Annotated in this window: 12 protein-coding genes and 1 tRNA gene; 5 read left to right on the forward strand and 8 right to left on the reverse strand. The window is 33.4% G+C overall.

Features of this window, described 5'->3' with window-relative positions; all coding sequences use genetic code 11:
• The first annotated feature begins 288 nt into the window (after positions 1-288).
• Complete coding sequence (locus FDY99_RS06060) at positions 289-708, forward strand: transposase (RefSeq protein WP_139419976.1); 420 nt, start codon at positions 289-291, stop codon at positions 706-708.
• A 23-nt stretch (positions 709-731) separates the two neighbouring features.
• Positions 732-1,067 (forward strand): helix-turn-helix domain-containing protein, encoded by a 336-nt coding sequence (locus FDY99_RS06065; protein WP_139419978.1) that lies wholly within the window; start codon positions 732-734, stop codon positions 1,065-1,067.
• A 41-nt stretch (positions 1,068-1,108) separates the two neighbouring features.
• Here FDY99_RS06065 and FDY99_RS06070 read toward each other — a convergent pair whose 3' ends face one another.
• The 3 genes from FDY99_RS06070 to FDY99_RS06080 all read right to left on the reverse strand — a co-directional run bounded on the left by FDY99_RS06070 (position 1,109) and on the right by FDY99_RS06080 (position 9,059).
• Entirely contained in the window at positions 1,109-5,920 is a 4,812-nt protein-coding gene (locus FDY99_RS06070) for a DNA repair ATPase (protein WP_139419981.1), read from the reverse strand.
• Between the two features lie 317 nt (positions 5,921-6,237).
• Positions 6,238-8,247, reverse strand: a complete 2,010-nt coding sequence (locus FDY99_RS06075) for a flotillin family protein (RefSeq protein ID WP_102979759.1) — start codon at positions 8,245-8,247, stop codon at positions 6,238-6,240.
• Positions 8,248-8,411: 164 nt separating this feature from the next.
• Positions 8,412-9,059: a hypothetical protein gene (locus FDY99_RS06080; protein WP_139419983.1), complete on the reverse strand. Its 648-nt coding sequence runs from the start codon at positions 9,057-9,059 to the stop codon at positions 8,412-8,414.
• A 200-nt stretch (positions 9,060-9,259) separates the two neighbouring features.
• Here FDY99_RS06080 and FDY99_RS06085 point away from each other — a divergent pair, with 200 nt between their 5' ends.
• Positions 9,260-9,871 carry a helix-turn-helix domain-containing protein gene (locus tag FDY99_RS06085; protein ID WP_139419985.1) on the forward strand — a complete coding sequence of 204 codons (612 nt, stop codon included), beginning with the start codon at positions 9,260-9,262 and terminating at the stop codon, positions 9,869-9,871.
• 12 nt (positions 9,872-9,883) lie between these two features.
• Here FDY99_RS06085 and FDY99_RS06090 read toward each other — a convergent pair whose 3' ends face one another.
• The 3 genes from FDY99_RS06090 to FDY99_RS06100 form a co-directional block, all read right to left on the reverse strand.
• A complete protein-coding gene (locus FDY99_RS06090; protein WP_139419987.1) occupies positions 9,884-10,075 on the reverse strand; it encodes a hypothetical protein in 192 nt (63 codons plus the stop codon).
• Between the two features lie 58 nt (positions 10,076-10,133).
• Positions 10,134-11,426: an alpha/beta fold hydrolase gene (locus FDY99_RS06095; protein ID WP_139419989.1), complete on the reverse strand. Its 1,293-nt coding sequence runs from the start codon at positions 11,424-11,426 to the stop codon at positions 10,134-10,136.
• Positions 11,427-13,345: 1,919 nt separating this feature from the next.
• Positions 13,346-14,863, reverse strand: a complete 1,518-nt coding sequence (locus FDY99_RS06100; RefSeq protein ID WP_139419991.1) for a TROVE domain-containing protein — start codon at positions 14,861-14,863, stop codon at positions 13,346-13,348.
• 109 nt (positions 14,864-14,972) lie between these two features.
• On the opposite strand from FDY99_RS06100, the gene FDY99_RS06105 reads away from it, so the two are divergent.
• On the forward strand, positions 14,973-15,170 hold the full coding sequence (locus FDY99_RS06105) for a hypothetical protein (protein ID WP_139419993.1): 198 nt from the start codon (positions 14,973-14,975) through the stop codon (positions 15,168-15,170).
• 209 nt (positions 15,171-15,379) lie between these two features.
• A complete protein-coding gene (locus FDY99_RS06110; protein ID WP_139419995.1) occupies positions 15,380-15,826 on the forward strand; it encodes a VOC family protein in 447 nt (148 codons plus the stop codon).
• 287 nt (positions 15,827-16,113) lie between these two features.
• On the opposite strand, the gene FDY99_RS06115 is transcribed toward FDY99_RS06110, so the two are convergent.
• Both FDY99_RS06115 and FDY99_RS22935 read right to left on the reverse strand, forming a co-directional pair.
• Positions 16,114-17,214, reverse strand: coding sequence for a slipin family protein (locus tag FDY99_RS06115; RefSeq protein ID WP_228448746.1), 1,101 nt, complete (start codon positions 17,212-17,214; stop codon positions 16,114-16,116).
• 519 nt (positions 17,215-17,733) lie between these two features.
• A tRNA-OTHER gene (locus FDY99_RS22935) sits at positions 17,734-17,794 on the reverse strand.
• Between the last annotated feature and the right edge of the window lie 355 nt (positions 17,795-18,149).

The following is an 18,149-nucleotide window of genomic DNA, read 5'->3' on the forward strand; positions in this document are numbered from 1 at the left end:
GTTTAAACGCCGTAACAACTCTGTTAAATAACTTTCACAATTGTTATTATTAAATTTTGAAATTAAAATTCAAACATTGTTTACAAAACCAACCACAAAGCACAAATTACTGAAAATCAATTTTTTACAACCAATTAATTATTGAAAGATTGTAAAGTAATGATGCAGCCACTTTTTAGAGCAACTCAAAATCATGTAGAAATTGTTTTATAATTTCCCTACAAGGCTCGTAATCATTCCTTTACAATACAAAATGCGATTAATTTAAAAAAAAGCTATTATTAGTAAATGCTATACAAAAACATACACATAGGTAAGTATATCAAGGAAATGGTAGATGACAAGAACATTTCTATAGAAAGAATCTGTAATTTTCTTGCAAAGGATGAAGAGTTTGTGGAGAAAGTATATGAAAGCAAATCCATAGAAACTGACATTCTTTTGAGATGGAGCAAGTTACTGGAATATGATTTCTTCAGATTATACAGTTCACATTTGATATTGTATGCTCCACCTTCAGCTGTGAATAAAACCGACAATCCAAAATCTGAAAAAGCACCGCAGTTCAGAAAAAACATTTACACTCAGGAAATAAAAAATTTCATTCTTGACAGGATCGAATCCGGGGAAATGACTCAGGCAGAAGTAATCAAAGAATACTCTATTCCGAAGAGCACCCTTCACCGCTGGATTCAAAAGAAAAGATAAAATAACCAAACCACACTATATTTATGAGACCAAATTACAACAGGATCTACCAAGATCTTTTGCAAAAACAACATCCCGAAAAGCTAGAATGTCCGAAAATAAGAGAACAATTGGACAGATTAGACTCAACGGAAGAGATCTTAAAGCTGAATGAAAAACTTTTTAAGCAATGTAAAGAAAGTTCAAAAACCAATCAGCAGCTTAAAACTTATGACAAGAAGACCATGATGAAGCTTTTGAATTATCAGAAAAAACACAATTTCTCTACGAGCTTTATGTCGAAAAAGTATAACATCAGCCGAACTACTTTTTCAAAGTGGAAAAAATTACTGGAAGAAGAGCTTCAAAGCCACTCATAGAAACAAAAAAACACTACTCAATGTAGTGTTTTTTTTGCTTTTTAGTTCTTATTCAAAACATCTTTTATTCCATCAAGACTTTCACTAAACTGAGCTAATAACGCAATCACCTGCGTCATTCGGTCATTATCACCTAAACCTTTTATTGTTTTATTTTTAACAAAAGTTTTCTTGATTTCTTGCCAACGCAAAGCTTCATCTTCCGAAAGAATATTCATCAACTCTTTCAGTTTAAGCATGTTCGATTCCGCTCCGGTTGTCAATGTTTGAGATTCATTTTGGTAATGATTCAAAACAATCTGTGTAACTTCTTCCTCTTTTAAAATCGGCTGAATCTGCGTAATCAACTTATTCATATTTCGGTAAGAACCCTGCAATTTGAAAGATGGCTCGTTTCGATAATCATCTGACATTGCCGCAGAAGTGATGTATTGCTTATTCACTTTTAAAACAACATCTCTTACTTTCAAAATATTTTCAACCACTTTTCTGAAATCAGAAATTTCATTTGAACTAAAATTCCCAGCCAAATCTACGTTCGGCGAATTAGACTGAATACTATCATACAAATGATATAGATTTTCCATTCCAAACTGAGTCAATCGGGTAAGATATTCGTTTGACATCAGTGAATTTTCAATCAAACTTAAGTTAAATAATTCGGTTTTACTGCCAGAAATCTCACCTAAATTATACGTATCAGAACGGTTTGCCAACATATCCGGAATTTTGAACTTTTCCCCACTTTCTGTATAAGGATTTCCAGCCATCACCAAACAGAAACGTTTTGACCTTAAATCATAGGTTTTGCTTTCACCATTATAAATTCCTTCAATTTTCCTTTGTCCATCAGCTAAAGAAATAAATTTCTGTAAAAACTCCGGATTACAATGCTGAATATCATCAAGATACAACATCACATTATCACCCATTTCTAAAGCTAAATTAAGCTTTTCAAGCTCCTGTTTTGCTCCGGCATTTTTCGCTTCATTCGGATCTGTGGAAACAATATCGTGACCGATTGACGGACCGTTTATTTTCATAAAAACCAACCCCATTCGGTCTGCCATATATTCCATTAACGTAGTTTTTCCATAACCCGGAGGTGAAACCAGAAGCAACATTCCCATTCTGTCGGTACGTTTATCGTTTCCGACTGTTCCTAATTGTTTAGCTAAATTAGCTCCAATTAACGGAAAATAAACATCGTTGATCAATCTGTTTCTTACAAATGAACTTAAAACCTGCGATTTGAAAGTATCGATTTTCAGTGCTTTCTTTTTATCGTTCACCCACTTTGCTTTCAATTCCTGAAGCTGTTTGTATTTCGGAACAACGACTTCATTGAAATTGGATAATCGGAAAGTAAATTCATAATAGTTCAGAGCATAATTAAGATCTTTTTCTAAAGATTTTAAACCTTCAAGAACCGTTTCATAAGCAATGTGAAGAATATTTTTAGCATCAAAATTCTGGGTCACAAAAAATACAGCAGCTTCTTTTTTAACATCCTCTTCGAAATTTGAATCTGAATTAAATAGAAACGCATTCAAAGCACTTTCTGCAATAGAAAAACAAGCTGCAGGATATTGTTTCAAAGCATTCAGCTGATCAACAAACTCAAGATCTTTTCCTTTTTCCTTTAGATCTTTTAAAAATGATTCATGTAGTAAACCTGCTTTTTCAGAAACTAAAAATGCTGATTTGTTTTCTTTTTTCAAATAAACTGCAGCATTCAGAAAATTCACGTCAGCAAAAAAATGATTATTGTGAGCAAATAATTTTATTTCATTCGACAATTCTTCATTTAAATATTGAAAACCTTTATCTGTTATAAATGATTTTGAAATTAAATTCGCGGCTTCAAACTGCTTTTGGTAATATTCTTTTCTTTCCTGATTCAAAAAATACCAGAATAATTGTGCTAAAGCTCTTTCTTTCGGCGTAAACTGCATCAACCCTAATTCGTTGTACATCTGCTGAAGTTTTGAAACTATCATCAAAGCATCTTCATCATGAATTCCTTTCACCAAACCTTCACCAAAATGCTCCGTCATAAATTGCTGAATTGCGCTTCGGTTTTGTTCTTCTGTATTAATATTTCTATTGTTTGAAAAAACATTCCATGCTAAATATTCGAAACGTTTTACACTTTGATTTTCTGAAATATATTCCTGGTTCCAGACTTCTTTGTAATCTGAAATCGTTTCAAAATTTAAAGGCTCATAAAATGCAGTTCCCGTCAAATGATAATAATACTGAGCATTTCTCAACACCAAAGTAAGATCTAATTTCTGACGGTTTACCGCAAATTTATAGTCACCCAAAGCAATTATATTGTCTCCATCCGCGTAAATTTCTTTTTTATCTTTAAGTTTTCTGACCGCTTCCTGCTGAGAAGTTTTGAGCAAAGTCTGAATTTCTTCTGCTTTGGCAGAATCTTCAAATTCCATCAACTGTCGGGAAATATCTCTGACTTTCTCCACCATCAAATCGGTCGCAAAATAGCCGTTGATTTCGTTTTCAGAATCAAAAGATTCACCTTTCGTCTGAACCGATTTTAAAATTCGCTGTGCAGAATCATACAAACTCTGCGTACGCTTGTTTCGGAATTCTGTTAACTGAACTCTTTTATTTTGAAAATGCCCGTAAACTTCTTCTCTTTTTTCACCAATCTTTTGGATAAATTCATCAAAATCAACAAATTTTGTTTCCATTTCTTCCAACTGAATGGAAAGTTTGGTTAAATATTCATCACATTTTTCCGGAGTTTGAGACAATTCAAGAAAATTAATTACCGACTGATCAAACAACGTCATTTGTGCCTGAAAATCTGCAGACAATTCTTTACCGGAAATTTCTCTTTTTCTTTTTGAAAGCTCTAATCTTTCCTGATTTAACCTTGCAAAAATCACCGAAATATTTTCAATAATCTGCGTAGACTGTGATGTATCTTCAATTTTTAAATTGTTGACAATATCCACCAAAAGCTCAAGCTGTCCAGATAAATTATTGATTTCTTCCTCAATTGTTTTTGCGTCGATTGCTTTCTGTAAATTGATGATATTTTCAGAAATCTGTTGCGCTCTGTTTTGATAAGGCAATAAAGAATCTTCCTGAAGCAGGAAATTCACACAGGCATTTGATAGTTCCTCAGAACGCTCTGAAAGTGATTTTTCTAAAGAATCAAGAACATCAACATCAACATATTTCAGATCTCTTGCTCCGGTAATTTCACCACGCAAAGCTCTGATTTGCGAAAGCATATCAATATATTCCGTCAGTTGAGAATAGTTGATTCTTTTGGTATCATCTAAAATCTTAACAACTGCTGCTTTGATTTTTTCAACCGCTTCAGAAGTATTTTTCTTCTGTTCAACAACTTTTTCGTATTCATTAATGGCAGAATGAGCGATATTTCTGATTTCTTTTAAAGGCTGATCGAGATTTTCAACCTCATCATCACCAAGAAAATAATATGCATCTAAAATGGTTGTGGAAAGCTTGACAATATCATCGTACAATCCGCTGTAAGAATCTTTTTTATTTAAAAGTGTAATCAACTCCTGGCTTTCCGCCATGACTCTTACAATATCTTTATTCCCGATTTTGTAAAGAAGCATGTCTGATTTTTCGGTATTTGGCAACAATTCTTTTGAATATGGAGTCTGCCAAATCTGAGCTAAATGATGTTTTGTAGTTTCGAGAGTTTCTCTTAGATAAATTAATCTTCCATCATTTAAAATAGAAAAACCGCTGCAACGAATCGGTGTCTCGATGGTTTGCGTAATGATATTGTACGAAATCAGCTGATAATTATTGGTTTTATCATCATAAAAAACATACATAAAATTTTCACCATTGGGCTCCGGAATCGTTTTCAGATAGTGAAGTCTATTCTGATCCTGAGAAATCACTTTCAGACCTCCCGTCTGCAAAGCATAACCGTTTGAAAAAAGCACACCCTGATTTTCCGGAAGTAAAACCGCAGAATACTTTAAGGTATCAACTCTTGAAACAATTTTTTCTTTATGATTATAAATAAAATAACGCTCAGATTCTTGATAAGGTTTAATTTTAAACAAAACCAGATTATCAAGATCACAAAAATGAATTTCGGCATCGTCGAGGTTCTGATCTTTATGAATTACATCTTCAGAATAAATTCCTTTTCCGCTATCGGTATTATCTTCAATTTTTATCGTGATATCACCGCCAATAGATTCCACAAAAACTTTATCAGCCAAAGAAACATGTGGAAATTTCCCGCTTCGCTGCATATCTCTGGTTGCTTTCGTCCATGCAAAACCATGTTGCGGCGGATAAGTTACTTCCGAAGCACTTCGAGAATCAACATAAATTAATTTATCCTCCTTAATCAGCCATTTAAAAGCTTTTATATCGGATGTACTTTCCGACAACTGGAAAACCATATACAGATAGTTTTCAGTAAAATGAAAGCGTGCAAAAAAAGTATTTCTGTAATATTTATAGAGGTTTTTGAACTCATCGATAAAAATTTCATCTCCAATTAAAGAAGAGTCTTGCGGTTCAAAACGATCATTATTTATTTTATAAATTGAAAAAACATCGGTTATGTTGATTTCCGTCTGCAAACCCAAATGCGCATTAGAACCAAAAATCAAAATATCTTTTAGTGAAAAAATATCTTTGGCAACGCAATTGTGTTCCGTAGAAATTCTTTCGTTTGCGATGAGTGAAAAATCTACACCGCCGAAAATTTCTTTACGGTTTTCATTTAGTTTCTGAAGCCTTTGAATGAGATCATTTTTCTGCTCATTCAATCGGTTCTGGATTATTTCGTATGTCCCTGAATTTAATGTTTCTGACATATTTTAGATATTAGATGTTAGATGCTAGATTTTAGGCTACCATCATACTTTTAAAAACATTTTTTTAATCATTAAGGTTTATTAAACACTTAAGAGTCATTAAGTTTAGCTTCGCTTTTAGGTTCACGCTTATAAAAAATCTATTGATTTTCTGAACTTAATACCTTAATGATTAAATTTTTAAAATTCATATTAAAAAAACTCTCAAAGTATCATTGAAAATTACACAATGAGAGTTTTTAATTAATTTTATTGATAGGATTTTATCCTATCCTTTGTTAAATCGTCCCTTCGGGACTTTCAGAAAATTTTATAGTTTATCTGATAGGTTTCTGATCGATGCCAAGATTTCTTGCCATATCCATCGCTCTGTCGAGAAGACCTCTTTCCTGCTGATTGGCAACACCGTTCAGTTTGAAGATAAGACTTGCAATGCTCATGTTTTTGATATCTTCTGAGGAAACATTGTACTTTTCAACCATCCCCATCACTTTACCAATAATGTTTTCGCCATCACCCAAAAGATTTTCTTTTACCAAAGTCGCATTTTCACTGTGACTGATGAATTTATCTAAACCTTTTCCTGCAGAAACCTGACGAATGACATTATCAAAGAAAGTATTATCTCCACCAACAATGTCAATTTTTGCAGATTTGAATGCTTCTGCAAGAACTCCAGCCTGAGCTTGTGCAATATCTTTCTGAATTGAGATTTGAGCCAATTCTACTTCTTTTTCTTTCGCTAAAGTCAATCGGAACTCTTCGTGATCTTTTCCTGCATCGTTTAGTTTTTTCATCGCCTCAGCTTTTTCGGTAATTCCGGCAGCTTCAGCAAACGCTTTTTCTTTGATTACTTCAGCCTGTGCAACACCTTCTTTTCTCTCAGCTTCAGCCTTTTTCTCAATAACAATTGCTTCGACAATTCCCTGTCTTTCGGCAGCGTCAGCTTTTGCATGAAGAACCTGAGCTTCAGACAAACCAACCGTTGCTTCTTCTTTTGCTTTTGCATCAGCGATAATTTTACGAGCTTCCGCTTCTTTTTCCGCAGCATCTCTTTTCGCCTGAGCTTCGATCACATATTTCTGAGCATCTTTTTCTGCTGATAATTTTCTGGATTCTGCAGCTCTCGTTTCCTGGATTAATTTCTTTTCAGCCTCCTGAGTTGCCAAAGTAATCTCAACCTGTTTTGTTCTGTCGGCAGTTTTGAAAGCTTCCAAATCTTTAATTCCTTGTTGCTCTTCTACAACTGTTTTTTCCATCGTTAAACGCTCACGAATCGCATCCTGAATATTTTTCTTTTCTAATTCAATTGCTTTTTCTTTTTCGATTTGAGCAAGAGATACAATTCTTTCTCTCTCTGTCGCTTCGAGCATTTTATCTTTCTGCACTCTTTCGGTTTCTACCAAGTCAGCACGCTCTTTATTTTTAGCCGCAATCACAACCTGTCTTTGCTTATTTTCCTCTGCAATCTGAAGCTTTTCTTCTGTTGCAATGCGAACCGTTTCGTATTTCAGACGCTCTTCTTCATCCACTTTAAGAATTTCGGCATTTTCACGGGCTTTAATATTTGCAACTTCTCTTTTCTGAGATTCTTCTTTTTCAGCCAATTGTTTTTCTAATTCTAAAATCGCTTCACGGGCTTCAACGTTTTGTTTCGTGATCGTTTTTTCCTCATCTCTGCGAACCTGATTAGCTTTGATATTTTGATTAGCAGTCAGCTCAGTAATTTTCTTGATACCTTCAGAATCTAAAATATTATCTTTATCTAAATTCTCAATTTTGGTCTGTTCCAAGTAATCAATAGCGCAGTCATCCAAAACATATCCATTCAAATCTGTTCCGATAATATGAAGAATTTCCTGACGGAATTCACTTCTAGCTTCGTACAATTCGATAAATTCAAACTTTTTACCTACCGTTTTTAAAGCTTCAGAAAATTTAGCTTCAAATAATTCTCTCAATGTATTGATATCCGAAGCTCTTTGGCAACCAATCGTCTGACCCACATTTACAATATCATCCATCGATTTATTAACTCTGATAAAGAAAGCCACCTGAATATCGGCTCTCATATTATCTTTACAGATCAAACCTGCTCTTCCTTCTCTGGCGATTTCAAGTTTTTTCACCGAAATATCCATCGATTCCATGCGGTGAATAACCGGAATTACGATTCCTGCATTGAAGAAAACTTTCGTTCCTCCGTAACCAGTTCTTAAAATAACGATTCCCTGAACGGTTTTTTTATACATTGATAAAATCCAGAAAATCAATCCGAGCGATGCTATTACAACGACAACAATTCCAACAATCAAAGGTGTATTCATATTTTTATAGTTTATTTATTTTAATGTGTTTTTAATTTAAATCTATCAAAATTATTTCCCCAACCCTAAAGGGAGTAATTTTGATAAGTTTCCCAAGAAATTTAGCTCCCTTTAGGGACGGAGAAACTAAATTTCATCATGAATTTGTATTTTTTATTTTCAATTTAAAAGCGAATTTCTTCCGCTACATAATAGATTCTTTTTTCTCGATCTTCGTCAACAATATATACTATCGTTCCGTGATTGATAACCTCACCATCTTTACTTCTCACCATTAAAATCATAGGATCTTTTTCAACAAAAACTTCGAGCATTCCGGTTTTAGTTCCGTGAATGGTTGATTTCATTCTTCCTTGTCGGCCCAGAAAATCGTGTGAAACTTCACCTTTATGATTGATTTCTCTGAAAAAAGGATTTAATGGCTTTAAAATCAATTTCGTCAACAACATGCTTATGAAAAACATCGGAACCACAATCAATGCAGAAACCCAAAGTCCAAAAGAAAAAAATGCTTCAATATAGAATGAACCCAGCCATGTTAACAAAAGTGACAGCGTGAGAAAATAAGTGATTGGTACAATATCCAGATTCAGAAATTTCAAAAACTGAAGCCAACCCGAAGCATCATCCGGAACATGAACATGACCATCGGGACCGTTTACATCGGTATCAAAGTCAGCGTCAATTCCTATATCAATATCTAAACCTGTGATGATGGTGAAAAGCCAATAAATCACAGATAAAATGAGCAGCACGCTTAAAACCGTATTAATCGGCGAAAAAGCTATTGTTAAAAATTCTTGGTAGGTCATATGCGTTTTTTTTTAAATTAATCAATTCACAATAAACACCCCATTAAACAAAATAATTACAGCTTTACAATCTAAAAACTTCACTTATTTATTTAATTATGACTGATTGTACACAAATATAATAAAATTTAATCAAATTGCAAATATTATTAGCAAAATACTTAGAATTAATATTACATTTGCAAAAAAGATTAGAACACATGAGTTTTTTCGGAGCTAATATTAAAACAATAAGACAGGCAAAAGGCTTAAGCCAACAAGCATTCGCAGATCTATTTGATTTAACAAGAGGAGTTATCGGAGCCTATGAAGAAGGGCGTTCCGAACCTAAAATATCTACATTACTTACTGTAGTACACTACTTTAACCTTGATTTAGATAAATTCCTGACGGTTCCGTTAACGGTTGATGATTTGAATAAGCCTGAAAATTTTGAAAAATATCAACTATCTTTTAATTCTGATTTACCTTATCAGGAAAATAACTTTGAGAATAATACCAAATATAACTCACTGCAAAAAGCATTAGTAAATATTGATTTAATCTATGAATTCACCGAAAATACATTGTTTTTATCAAATTATAAGGCCGGTGATTTTTTATTTCTTCTAAAATCTAATCTTTCAAAAGAAAATCCAGAAACGTTGCTGTTTTTAGAAAATGGAAATCTGAAATATCTTTCTTCAATTGCTGAAGAAGATTACCCAAAAAAAGAAGTCTATAAAATTTCAGGCTATCTTTCTTATGACCAAAAAAATATCCTTTCTGATATTCTAGAAAGGATTGAAATTTTGGAGAAAAAAGGGAAATAATACTCAAACATTCTATTTCTTAACGTTATTTCTGACATTTCTAATTAAAAAGAAGATGCAAAATAAAAAAGTAATTAAATAAAGAATACTTAAACCCACTTTTTCAAAAGTCATTGTTTTGAAATCGAACTGCTTCCACAAAGCACTTCCTACAATAGCCGCAATGACGGCAAAGAAAAACGTTCCTCCTTTTTTGTTTTCCATAGTTGTTATTTTTTTAGTTTTAATTAAAATTTAAATGATATGAACCCGAAAATAACATTTATATTTTTTCAAAAAATTCTAAAATAGCTTTATTAAATTTCTCAGGCATATTTTGGGGAGCTTCATGATTTCCGCCTTTAAAAATAAGCATTTTACCGTTCGGAATTTTATCCGCAATAAGTTTTGTGTGTTTTTCAGGCATTACATCATGTTCTCCCGCCATCACCAAAGTTGGCGCCTGTATTTTTTTCAAAGCATCCGGATTGATGTTGGGCTCTGTAAGAAGCAATATTTTAAGACGATAGTTCATATCGTTTTCAGAAATGCCGTTTGCTTTCATCTCATTTACCTGTTGATTGAGGATTTTATTGATTTTAGAATCAACAGAAGTTTCATTATTGTACAAAACCGTTCCCATGATTGCCATTTTTTTGACTTTATCAGGATGCTCCATTCCTAAAATAACCGCAATATTTCCACCGTCACTCCAACCTAAGATGTTTACATTTTTAAGATTCATTTTATCTAAAAAAACATTAACATCATCTGCCATCAATTCGTAAGTTAATTTTGTATCATTTGAAGAGGAATTTCCCTGGCCGCGACTGTCTAAACCAATTACCTGATATTTTTTGCTTAAAATTTCAAGCTGATTATTAAAACTTGCCATCGAACTATTGTTTCCGTGAATTAACAAAAGCGGCTCACCTTGTCCATACACTTCATAGTATAATTTCACACCATTTACCTCCATAAACTTTCCGATTTCTTTATTATTACCGAAACTAGGCGTAACAATAGCAGCTGAATTATCAATAAACAAAGATTGCTTCCCTGATAAAGGTTTAGCAGTTGATATTGACATTTTAGAACCCTCGTCTTTAGCGTAAGATTGCCAAGGCATCAAAGAAGCATCTTCAAAACTATGATTTTTTAAAGGAACTTCTATTTTATTTTTACCTTCCAAAACAAACAATTTAAAATCATCAAGGTAATAACTTCCCTTACCTGCAACAGAAACCCCTACAGCAATTCCTTTTGCATTTTTAATGATTTTCCCTTTAAGTTCATATGGGCTCCATTCTCCTTTTTTATAATAAATCTGTGCATCATCGCTATGAATCATCCCTTTCATTCCTGTTCCCTTTTCGTTAAGAAACAGAGCACTTAATACCATCCATGAGTTATTGTTTATTTCATTGTTATAAAATATTTTTCCTTCAAGAATAAAATTCTTACCCTGATATTTTTCAATATTGACCACCTGAAAAACCTGATAGAGCTGGCCTGATATTTTAGAAAAAATAATAAAAAAGAGAAATAAAAAAAGTTTTAAAGTTAATCTTATCATGATGATTTAATTTTAATTATTAAATGATATACAGAAGACAATAAACATTACAATTTGGTTACAGTTTTTTTTCAAAAACCTAAACAACCCTAACATAATCCTCTGTAATAAAGAGTAAAACAAATATTAACATTTCACTAAATAAAGATAAATACACAAGATATTATTTTTCCAAATAAAAAAATCCTCTCCGAAATAGGAAAGGATTTGAACAATTTATCAAAATAATAAAAGGTAAAAATCGAGAAAAGAAAGCGGGGCAATGTCTTGCCGGAGTCGAACCGGATAATCTTGCAGGAATTATCTGCTTCATTATTCCTCCCCTTCAAATGGTGACGAAGTATCTTTTCTCTACGACACTTTTATTTTTCAAACAAGGCAACAGTCAAAAAGTGTGTCGTGCTCTAACCAACTGAGCTACTCTCCCCATAGAAATTGTGTTTTATTGGTGGAAGAGACGGGACTCGAACCCGCGACCCCGTCGTGATAATCGAAGTAACACTATTCTACGGCACTTGTTTTTATGTCTAAATTAAAAAAGAGGCAAAAGGCGAGAAAACCACGAAATAATAAGTCATTAAGACCTATTTTCTGGAGTCGAACCAATATCATAAGATTAACCGAAGTAAGTTTTCTCTAACGGCACTCTTTATTTTTATCAAGGTAAATTTCGTACAGACACTTTACGCTTACGTCCTACCATTAGACTACTGTTTTTACAGACAGGGGTCGAACCTGCACCTTAAACTTGGAACGAAGTATTTCTATACTACGACACTTGATATTTTATTTTTAAATTTAAAAGAGGTAACCTATTGAAAGACTGCCCAATCTTTTTCAAGATTGTTTGGACTCGAACCAAAATTAAACCAAGAAGTAAGTCTTTTCTACGACACTCTTTATTTTTAAATCAAGGTAAAAATTAAGAATCTTTCAGTGCTTTTGCTCTACCGACTGAGCTACTCTTCCGTTTTTAAGGAAAAGGCAGGATTCGAACCCGCGACCCAAAGATTAAATATCGAAGTATGATTCTAAAACGACACTTGATTTTTTTATATTTTTAAAACCGAGCAATTTATAAAAAGAGTTTTTAAGTTCAATTTAAAGTAGAAGGAACTCTTTTTTACGGCATCGGTTGTTTTAAAGTAAGGTAAAAAATCAAACAGAGACTTACTGACAGAGCGATACCAATTACGCCATTCCGAATTTCGGAAACAGGATTCGAACCTGTATTGCTGTCCCTTAAACGAAGAAATTCTGTTTTAAGACACTTACTTTTTTAATTTGTTATTTGTTATTTGTTATTTGTTATTTGTTATTGCAAAATTATTGCGTTGGTGCGCATTCTTTTTACGCAGTTGAAATTTATTTTAAATATTTATGTTTTGTTCGTTTTGCTTTGAAGCAAAAGAACCAAAAATTCAAGACTTGGAAACTCCGGCTAAAAATAATCTATACTCTCTAAAAATTCTAAAACTTGCGCGAATTCAATATTTATTTTTCGATTCGATATCTGTGTTGCGTTTCAAACAGTAGAATTTTCTTAAAGTTCGTATAGCTTATTTTCTTAACGCCTCCATTTCCTTATATCGTTTTTTAATTACTATTCTTTTATTGTCATTGCGAGGAGCGAAGCGACGAAGCAATCTCTAAAAATATTAATTGAGATTCTTCACTTCACTGCGTTTCGTTCTGAATGACAAACTTTATTATTATTTTAGAATATTTCAATAAATGACTAAATCCTAGCCCCGATTGCAACGGCATCCTTTTTCTGAAATGGCTTGAAAAAAGCGTTGGCGAAAAAGATATAGTGGAAAGCGGGATCAAGCTCCTAAATTACAGTAATATCAAGGATAAAAATCACTCATCATTTATCACTTATCACTTATAATTTATCCTTAATAAAGCAGTGCTTGTTACAGCACTACTTTTTTAATCATTTCTACCGCCGATTTTTTGTCTTCCAAAGCATTCAATACATCGAAAATTTTGTCGGACCAACCTGCGATAAGATAGACATCATTTTTTCTGACATCCAACGGTGGTTTTCCGTAACCTGCCAAATCAAACAGATACAATTTTGCATTCGGATTGATCTTTTTGTATCGGCTCCAAGAGTTTTCGAAAGCATTGGTAAATCCACCGGTATCCCACATTTGAGTATCGGTAAACAACATAATTTTGTCTACAATTTCTCGCTTGTTGATTAAATCTTCAAGCACAAGATGACCGTTTGTGGAATAGCCCACTTCGCCTTCTCTTTTGTAGAATGCATCTACGTTTCTCAGGATACCGTTTTTCGGCATCGGAACTCTTTTCCAACGGTCACCAAACATACCTGTGATCACGTTTTTGCACTGCGACTGCAACATCATCGACATTAACAGACCGATATCGTACAACAAAACTTTAGATTTCGGAGAAATTGGCTGTTGCATCGAACCCGAAACGTCTGCTGCGATCACTACCGAAGTTTCGAAGCCAAAACCTTTGATGTTTTTTGCACTTACCATCACCGCATCTTCCAATGCTTCCAGAATTGATGACAAATATGGCGAATCGATTGCTTTCAATTCTCTATACGCCGCCAAAAATCTGAATGGCAATTGTTTTGAGTTTCTTACCGCTTTTTCATCTGACAAATAGTTGCACACTTTGTACATCGCATCAGAAGAAACTTTGGCTTCTAAAATATTTCTAAGGTTTCGCAATGTTGCCATGTAACCCAATTTGTTGCTGAAAATCAATTCTTCCCATTTGTTTTTGAAAGCTAATGTTCTTTCCGCATCATCCGCAAATTTTGTCTGACCCAACATTGAAAGTTCAACTTCCCAAGTATAGGGAGTTTCCAACGAGTCGTTGACGATTTTGTTGAAAATTGCCTGCTGATCTTCGTCTTTTGCTTTTGGGTGAACCAAGAACAAAGCATCCTTCAAAGTCACTTCTGTTTTTCTGTTGTATTTTGCAAATTGGTATTCATCAAATTTGTTGAAAGATCTCACCAAACCTTTTTGGATCTGCTTTGAAAGTTTATTCAATTTTTTAGTTTCTGTTCTTTCGTTTGCCAATTGGTAATATGCCAACAACTCTGTGATTTCGTCTGCTCTTTGGATAACTCCGTTAACGGTTTTGCTTACCAAGTCAGTACCCGAAGTTTGTTTTGCCAATTCGGTAGTCAAAACCAAAGGAATTGAACGCAAGTACATCTCTTTTCTAGCATAAACTGCCAATTTCGCGACGAAATCCGGCTCGTTCTTTTGAATCAGAGACTGGATTCTCGCCAATCTTTTATTTCCTTTTTCATAGGTTGCGTTTGATAATCCTGTTGTAACAACAGCACTATATAGTTCTTCTGCAGGTGTCATTTTGTAAGCTTTTCCACCTTCGTAATTCATTACTACGTTATTTGATTTTCTTAAAAAATTAAATTTCATGGTTACTGTTTTTTTAGTTAAACATTTTTGGAGGATTATCACTTCCTCTCTGATTTCTTATGCAAAGTAAGAGTCGTGTTGCGCAGTGTTTTTGCGTAGCAAAATTTTTATGAAAAAGTTTTTATTTTTTGTTGGAAGATCGCAAAGACGCAAAGTTTTTTTCTGTTACAAACTGTTTTTAAGGCGCAAGGATCTTATCTTCGATAAAGTTGATCCTGTTGTTGTTGTTGTTGTTGTTGTTGTGAGGAATAATACAATGATTTTAAAAATAAATATTCACAAAGTTTGTCTTTCCGTAGGAATCTAGGTGTGGTAGGAATAAATTAGATTCTACGCTACACTACGTTTCGCTCTGAATGACAAACATACCGTTGAATTAAAAAAAAACTAACAACAAGCAACTATTAACAGGCAACCAAATACAATTTGTCTATTATTCATTTTATATAAAGGAATCAACAATGTAAATTTTTTGGAAATCTCTTTTCTAGCTTTGTCTGAATTAAAATTAAAACAATGATCAAAGGATTATATGAAACTCACATTCAGGTAAAGAATTTGGAAAATGCTATTCAATTTTACACTGAAGTTTTAGGATTGGAGTTTGCTCATAAAGACGAAACCCGCCCAATTGCCTTTTTATGGATTGGAAAAAATAAAGAATCTATGCTCGGATTGTGGGAGCAAAAAGAAAATTTACAGACAAGACATTTTGCTTTTACGGCCAATAAAGAAGATATTCTAAATTATTCAGTTGAGTTTTTAAAAAATAAAAATTTAAAACCTTACAACTTCCTGAAAGACGGAATTGACAAGCCAATGGTTTTTGCATGGATGCCCGCTTTGGCGATTTATTTTAATGATCCTGATGGAAATCAACTGGAATTTATTTCGATTTTGGAAGGTGATGCAAAACCGGAATTGGGTGTGCTTTCTTATGAGGAGTGGCTGGAAAATAAATAAAAGGACAAATCTAAAAAATTAGATCTGTCCTTTTATTGTAACCTTGATGAGATTCGAACTCACATTCCATATTGGCATTGCGGCTGTAAATACGCTTCCCTACTTCTCCTGAGATTTTCGGTGCTTCTGTAAACTCTACCCATTAGTCCGCGCAGGTCTAACCGGAATATCCGCAAACTCTACGGTAAGCAATATTTTGCCGTAGGCTTTTCCTTTTAAGCTACAAGGCTATTTTGTAAAGCAGGCTTCTTTTTACAGAAACCTACTTATAGTAATGATTATTGGTTTTATTTTGCGAAAATTTCTTTCAGCTGAGAAACAATATTACTGTTTCCGGAAACGGTAATATCTCCAATTTTTTCGGCTATTTTCTCCATATATTCCATTTCTTTCAGCTTCCAAAGCGTTTCGTTTTCTTCCATTAATTTGGCAGTATTCAGCAAACTTCTTGTGGAAGCGGTTTCTTCACGTCTCATGATGCTGTTTGCCTGAGCTTTTTTCTCAGCAATCAAAACCTGATTCATAATTTCCTTCATTTCTCCAGTCAAAATCACATCACGGATTCCCGCATCGGAAGCTTTTAAACCTAAGTTTTCTGCTTTGTGACCAAGATTTTCAAGAATTTCTTTGCCTACAGAATCTTTTTTCAACAGCAACTCATCCAACGTTAAAGCTCCAACAAATTCACGCAAAGCCAATTGCATTAAAATGTAAAGTTGTTTGTCGTATTCTTTATTATTCATCAAAGCTTTCACAACATCTTCCACTTGATAACGCACGTAAAAATTGATACGAAGCATTGTTTTATCTTTCGTCAAAAGTTCCTGACCTGCAATCTCCATTTGTTGCATTCTTGTATCAATGGTTTTGGTTTCTACAGAAGTTTCGTTGTTCCAGAAATAATAGGTTCCGGCTTCCAAAATCTGGGTCAGCTTACCGTCAATCAGCAAAAGACCTTTATATTGATTAGCTACAACAAACTTTCTTACGAAGCTTTTGAGTTTCAAATTTTCCAAAATTGTTTTAGAAATTTTTTCTGTAATCTCAACTTTTGTCAGGTCATTTTTTTGAAATTCTCTTTTCAAAACACCTTTCCAGAAAGCATATTGACCAACATTTAGAACTTCTTTAAAAATTCCGTTTTCATAAACCAAAACAATTTCGCCGTCTCTTACCTCAACGACATCAATCATAGAAGCCAAATCAGTATTTTTCAATAGAAGATTCAAATCTTCTCCGGTTTTAAACTGAGCTTTCGTTTCAAAAACTTCTACAGATTTGTTTCCGAAAAGCCAGTAATTACCTTCTTTTAAAATAGTAATCAGATTTCGGTTTTTAAAAACCAAACCCACTTGATATGCTTTAATTTGTACATTTTTTACCATCATATTTTATTTTTAGTGTTATTAATTTTAATTAAAAAAGGAAAAACCAAGATTCTTTCCTCCAAAAATGGCGGAAGTAAAGTATTTCAAAAAAGTCTGTTCATTTCCAAATACTATTTTTAAACTTATTTTCTAATCAATCAGATTTTGGGCGTGTCCCTTTCCATCGCTGAAAGCAACAGCTTGGGTCTCTACGTTCATTTCTATCTTTTTTGTTCACATTTCGACTCAACTCAATGTGACAAAAAAGGATATCCATTACCATCGCTCACGCGGAAAACCGTCATTTTTAGAAAATTTTGTCCAATAATCATGTATTCATCAACTGAATTTCATTTTCAGAAAAACTTTTCTTACAGGCTTTTTCAAAATGTTGATTCAACAACCGAAAAAATCCCAGACTTTCCATGAAGAATATTTTTAACGAGATATTCAAACTCTAATAAAAAATAGATTTTGAGTCTATTTTCAAACTACAGTGAAAGTGTAGTGCTCTAACCAACTGAGCTACTTCACCCGAAGTGAAGACAGGATTCGAACCTGTGCAAAAAATCTATTGTTCTACCACTTGAACTATATTTCCATTTTGGAAATAGAAGGACTTGAACCTTCAACCTATAGAGCCGTGTGAGATTTTTTGGAAAACCTCTGAAACCTTCAGATCAAGTTGAACAGAATAACATCATGTTTCTCAACAAAATATTCTGCAATAGTGATATACAGAAACACCCAACAAGACCTGTCTGATATTTTGACTAAAATTCATTTTCAAAATTTTAGTGTTTTGTTCTTTTGATAATGCAAAGTAAAAAGGTTATTACGCATTCTTTTTGCGTAGAAAAATAATTTCTAAAACATTGTTTTTTTATTTGAGATAAATGCTGAAAACCTTCAGTACCTTCCTAAAAACATCCAGCTTCCATCACCGAACTTCCAGC

This window comes from Chryseobacterium mulctrae (assembly GCF_006175945.1).
In the GTDB taxonomy this organism is placed as follows: domain Bacteria; phylum Bacteroidota; class Bacteroidia; order Flavobacteriales; family Weeksellaceae; genus Chryseobacterium; species Chryseobacterium mulctrae.

What these genes read in the sequence shown, in the direction of transcription:
- FDY99_RS06060 (WP_139419976.1), top strand. Translation starts at nt 289, where the DNA reads ATGCTATACAAAAACATACACATAGGTAAGTATATCAAGGAAATGGTA.
- FDY99_RS06065 (WP_139419978.1), top strand. Translation starts at nt 732, where the DNA reads ATGAGACCAAATTACAACAGGATCTACCAAGATCTTTTGCAAAAACAA.
- FDY99_RS06070 (WP_139419981.1), bottom strand. Translation starts at nt 5,920, where the DNA reads ATGTCAGAAACATTAAATTCAGGGACATACGAAATAATCCAGAACCGA.
- FDY99_RS06075 (WP_102979759.1), bottom strand. Translation starts at nt 8,247, where the DNA reads ATGAATACACCTTTGATTGTTGGAATTGTTGTCGTTGTAATAGCATCG.
- FDY99_RS06080 (WP_139419983.1), bottom strand. Translation starts at nt 9,059, where the DNA reads ATGACCTACCAAGAATTTTTAACAATAGCTTTTTCGCCGATTAATACG.
- FDY99_RS06085 (WP_139419985.1), top strand. Translation starts at nt 9,260, where the DNA reads ATGAGTTTTTTCGGAGCTAATATTAAAACAATAAGACAGGCAAAAGGC.
- FDY99_RS06090 (WP_139419987.1), bottom strand. Translation starts at nt 10,075, where the DNA reads ATGGAAAACAAAAAAGGAGGAACGTTTTTCTTTGCCGTCATTGCGGCT.
- FDY99_RS06095 (WP_139419989.1), bottom strand. Translation starts at nt 11,426, where the DNA reads ATGATAAGATTAACTTTAAAACTTTTTTTATTTCTCTTTTTTATTATT.
- FDY99_RS06100 (WP_139419991.1), bottom strand. Translation starts at nt 14,863, where the DNA reads ATGAAATTTAATTTTTTAAGAAAATCAAATAACGTAGTAATGAATTAC.
- FDY99_RS06105 (WP_139419993.1), top strand. Translation starts at nt 14,973, where the DNA reads ATGAAAAAGTTTTTATTTTTTGTTGGAAGATCGCAAAGACGCAAAGTT.
- FDY99_RS06110 (WP_139419995.1), top strand. Translation starts at nt 15,380, where the DNA reads ATGATCAAAGGATTATATGAAACTCACATTCAGGTAAAGAATTTGGAA.
- FDY99_RS06115 (WP_228448746.1), bottom strand. Translation starts at nt 17,214, where the DNA reads ATGATGGTAAAAAATGTACAAATTAAAGCATATCAAGTGGGTTTGGTT.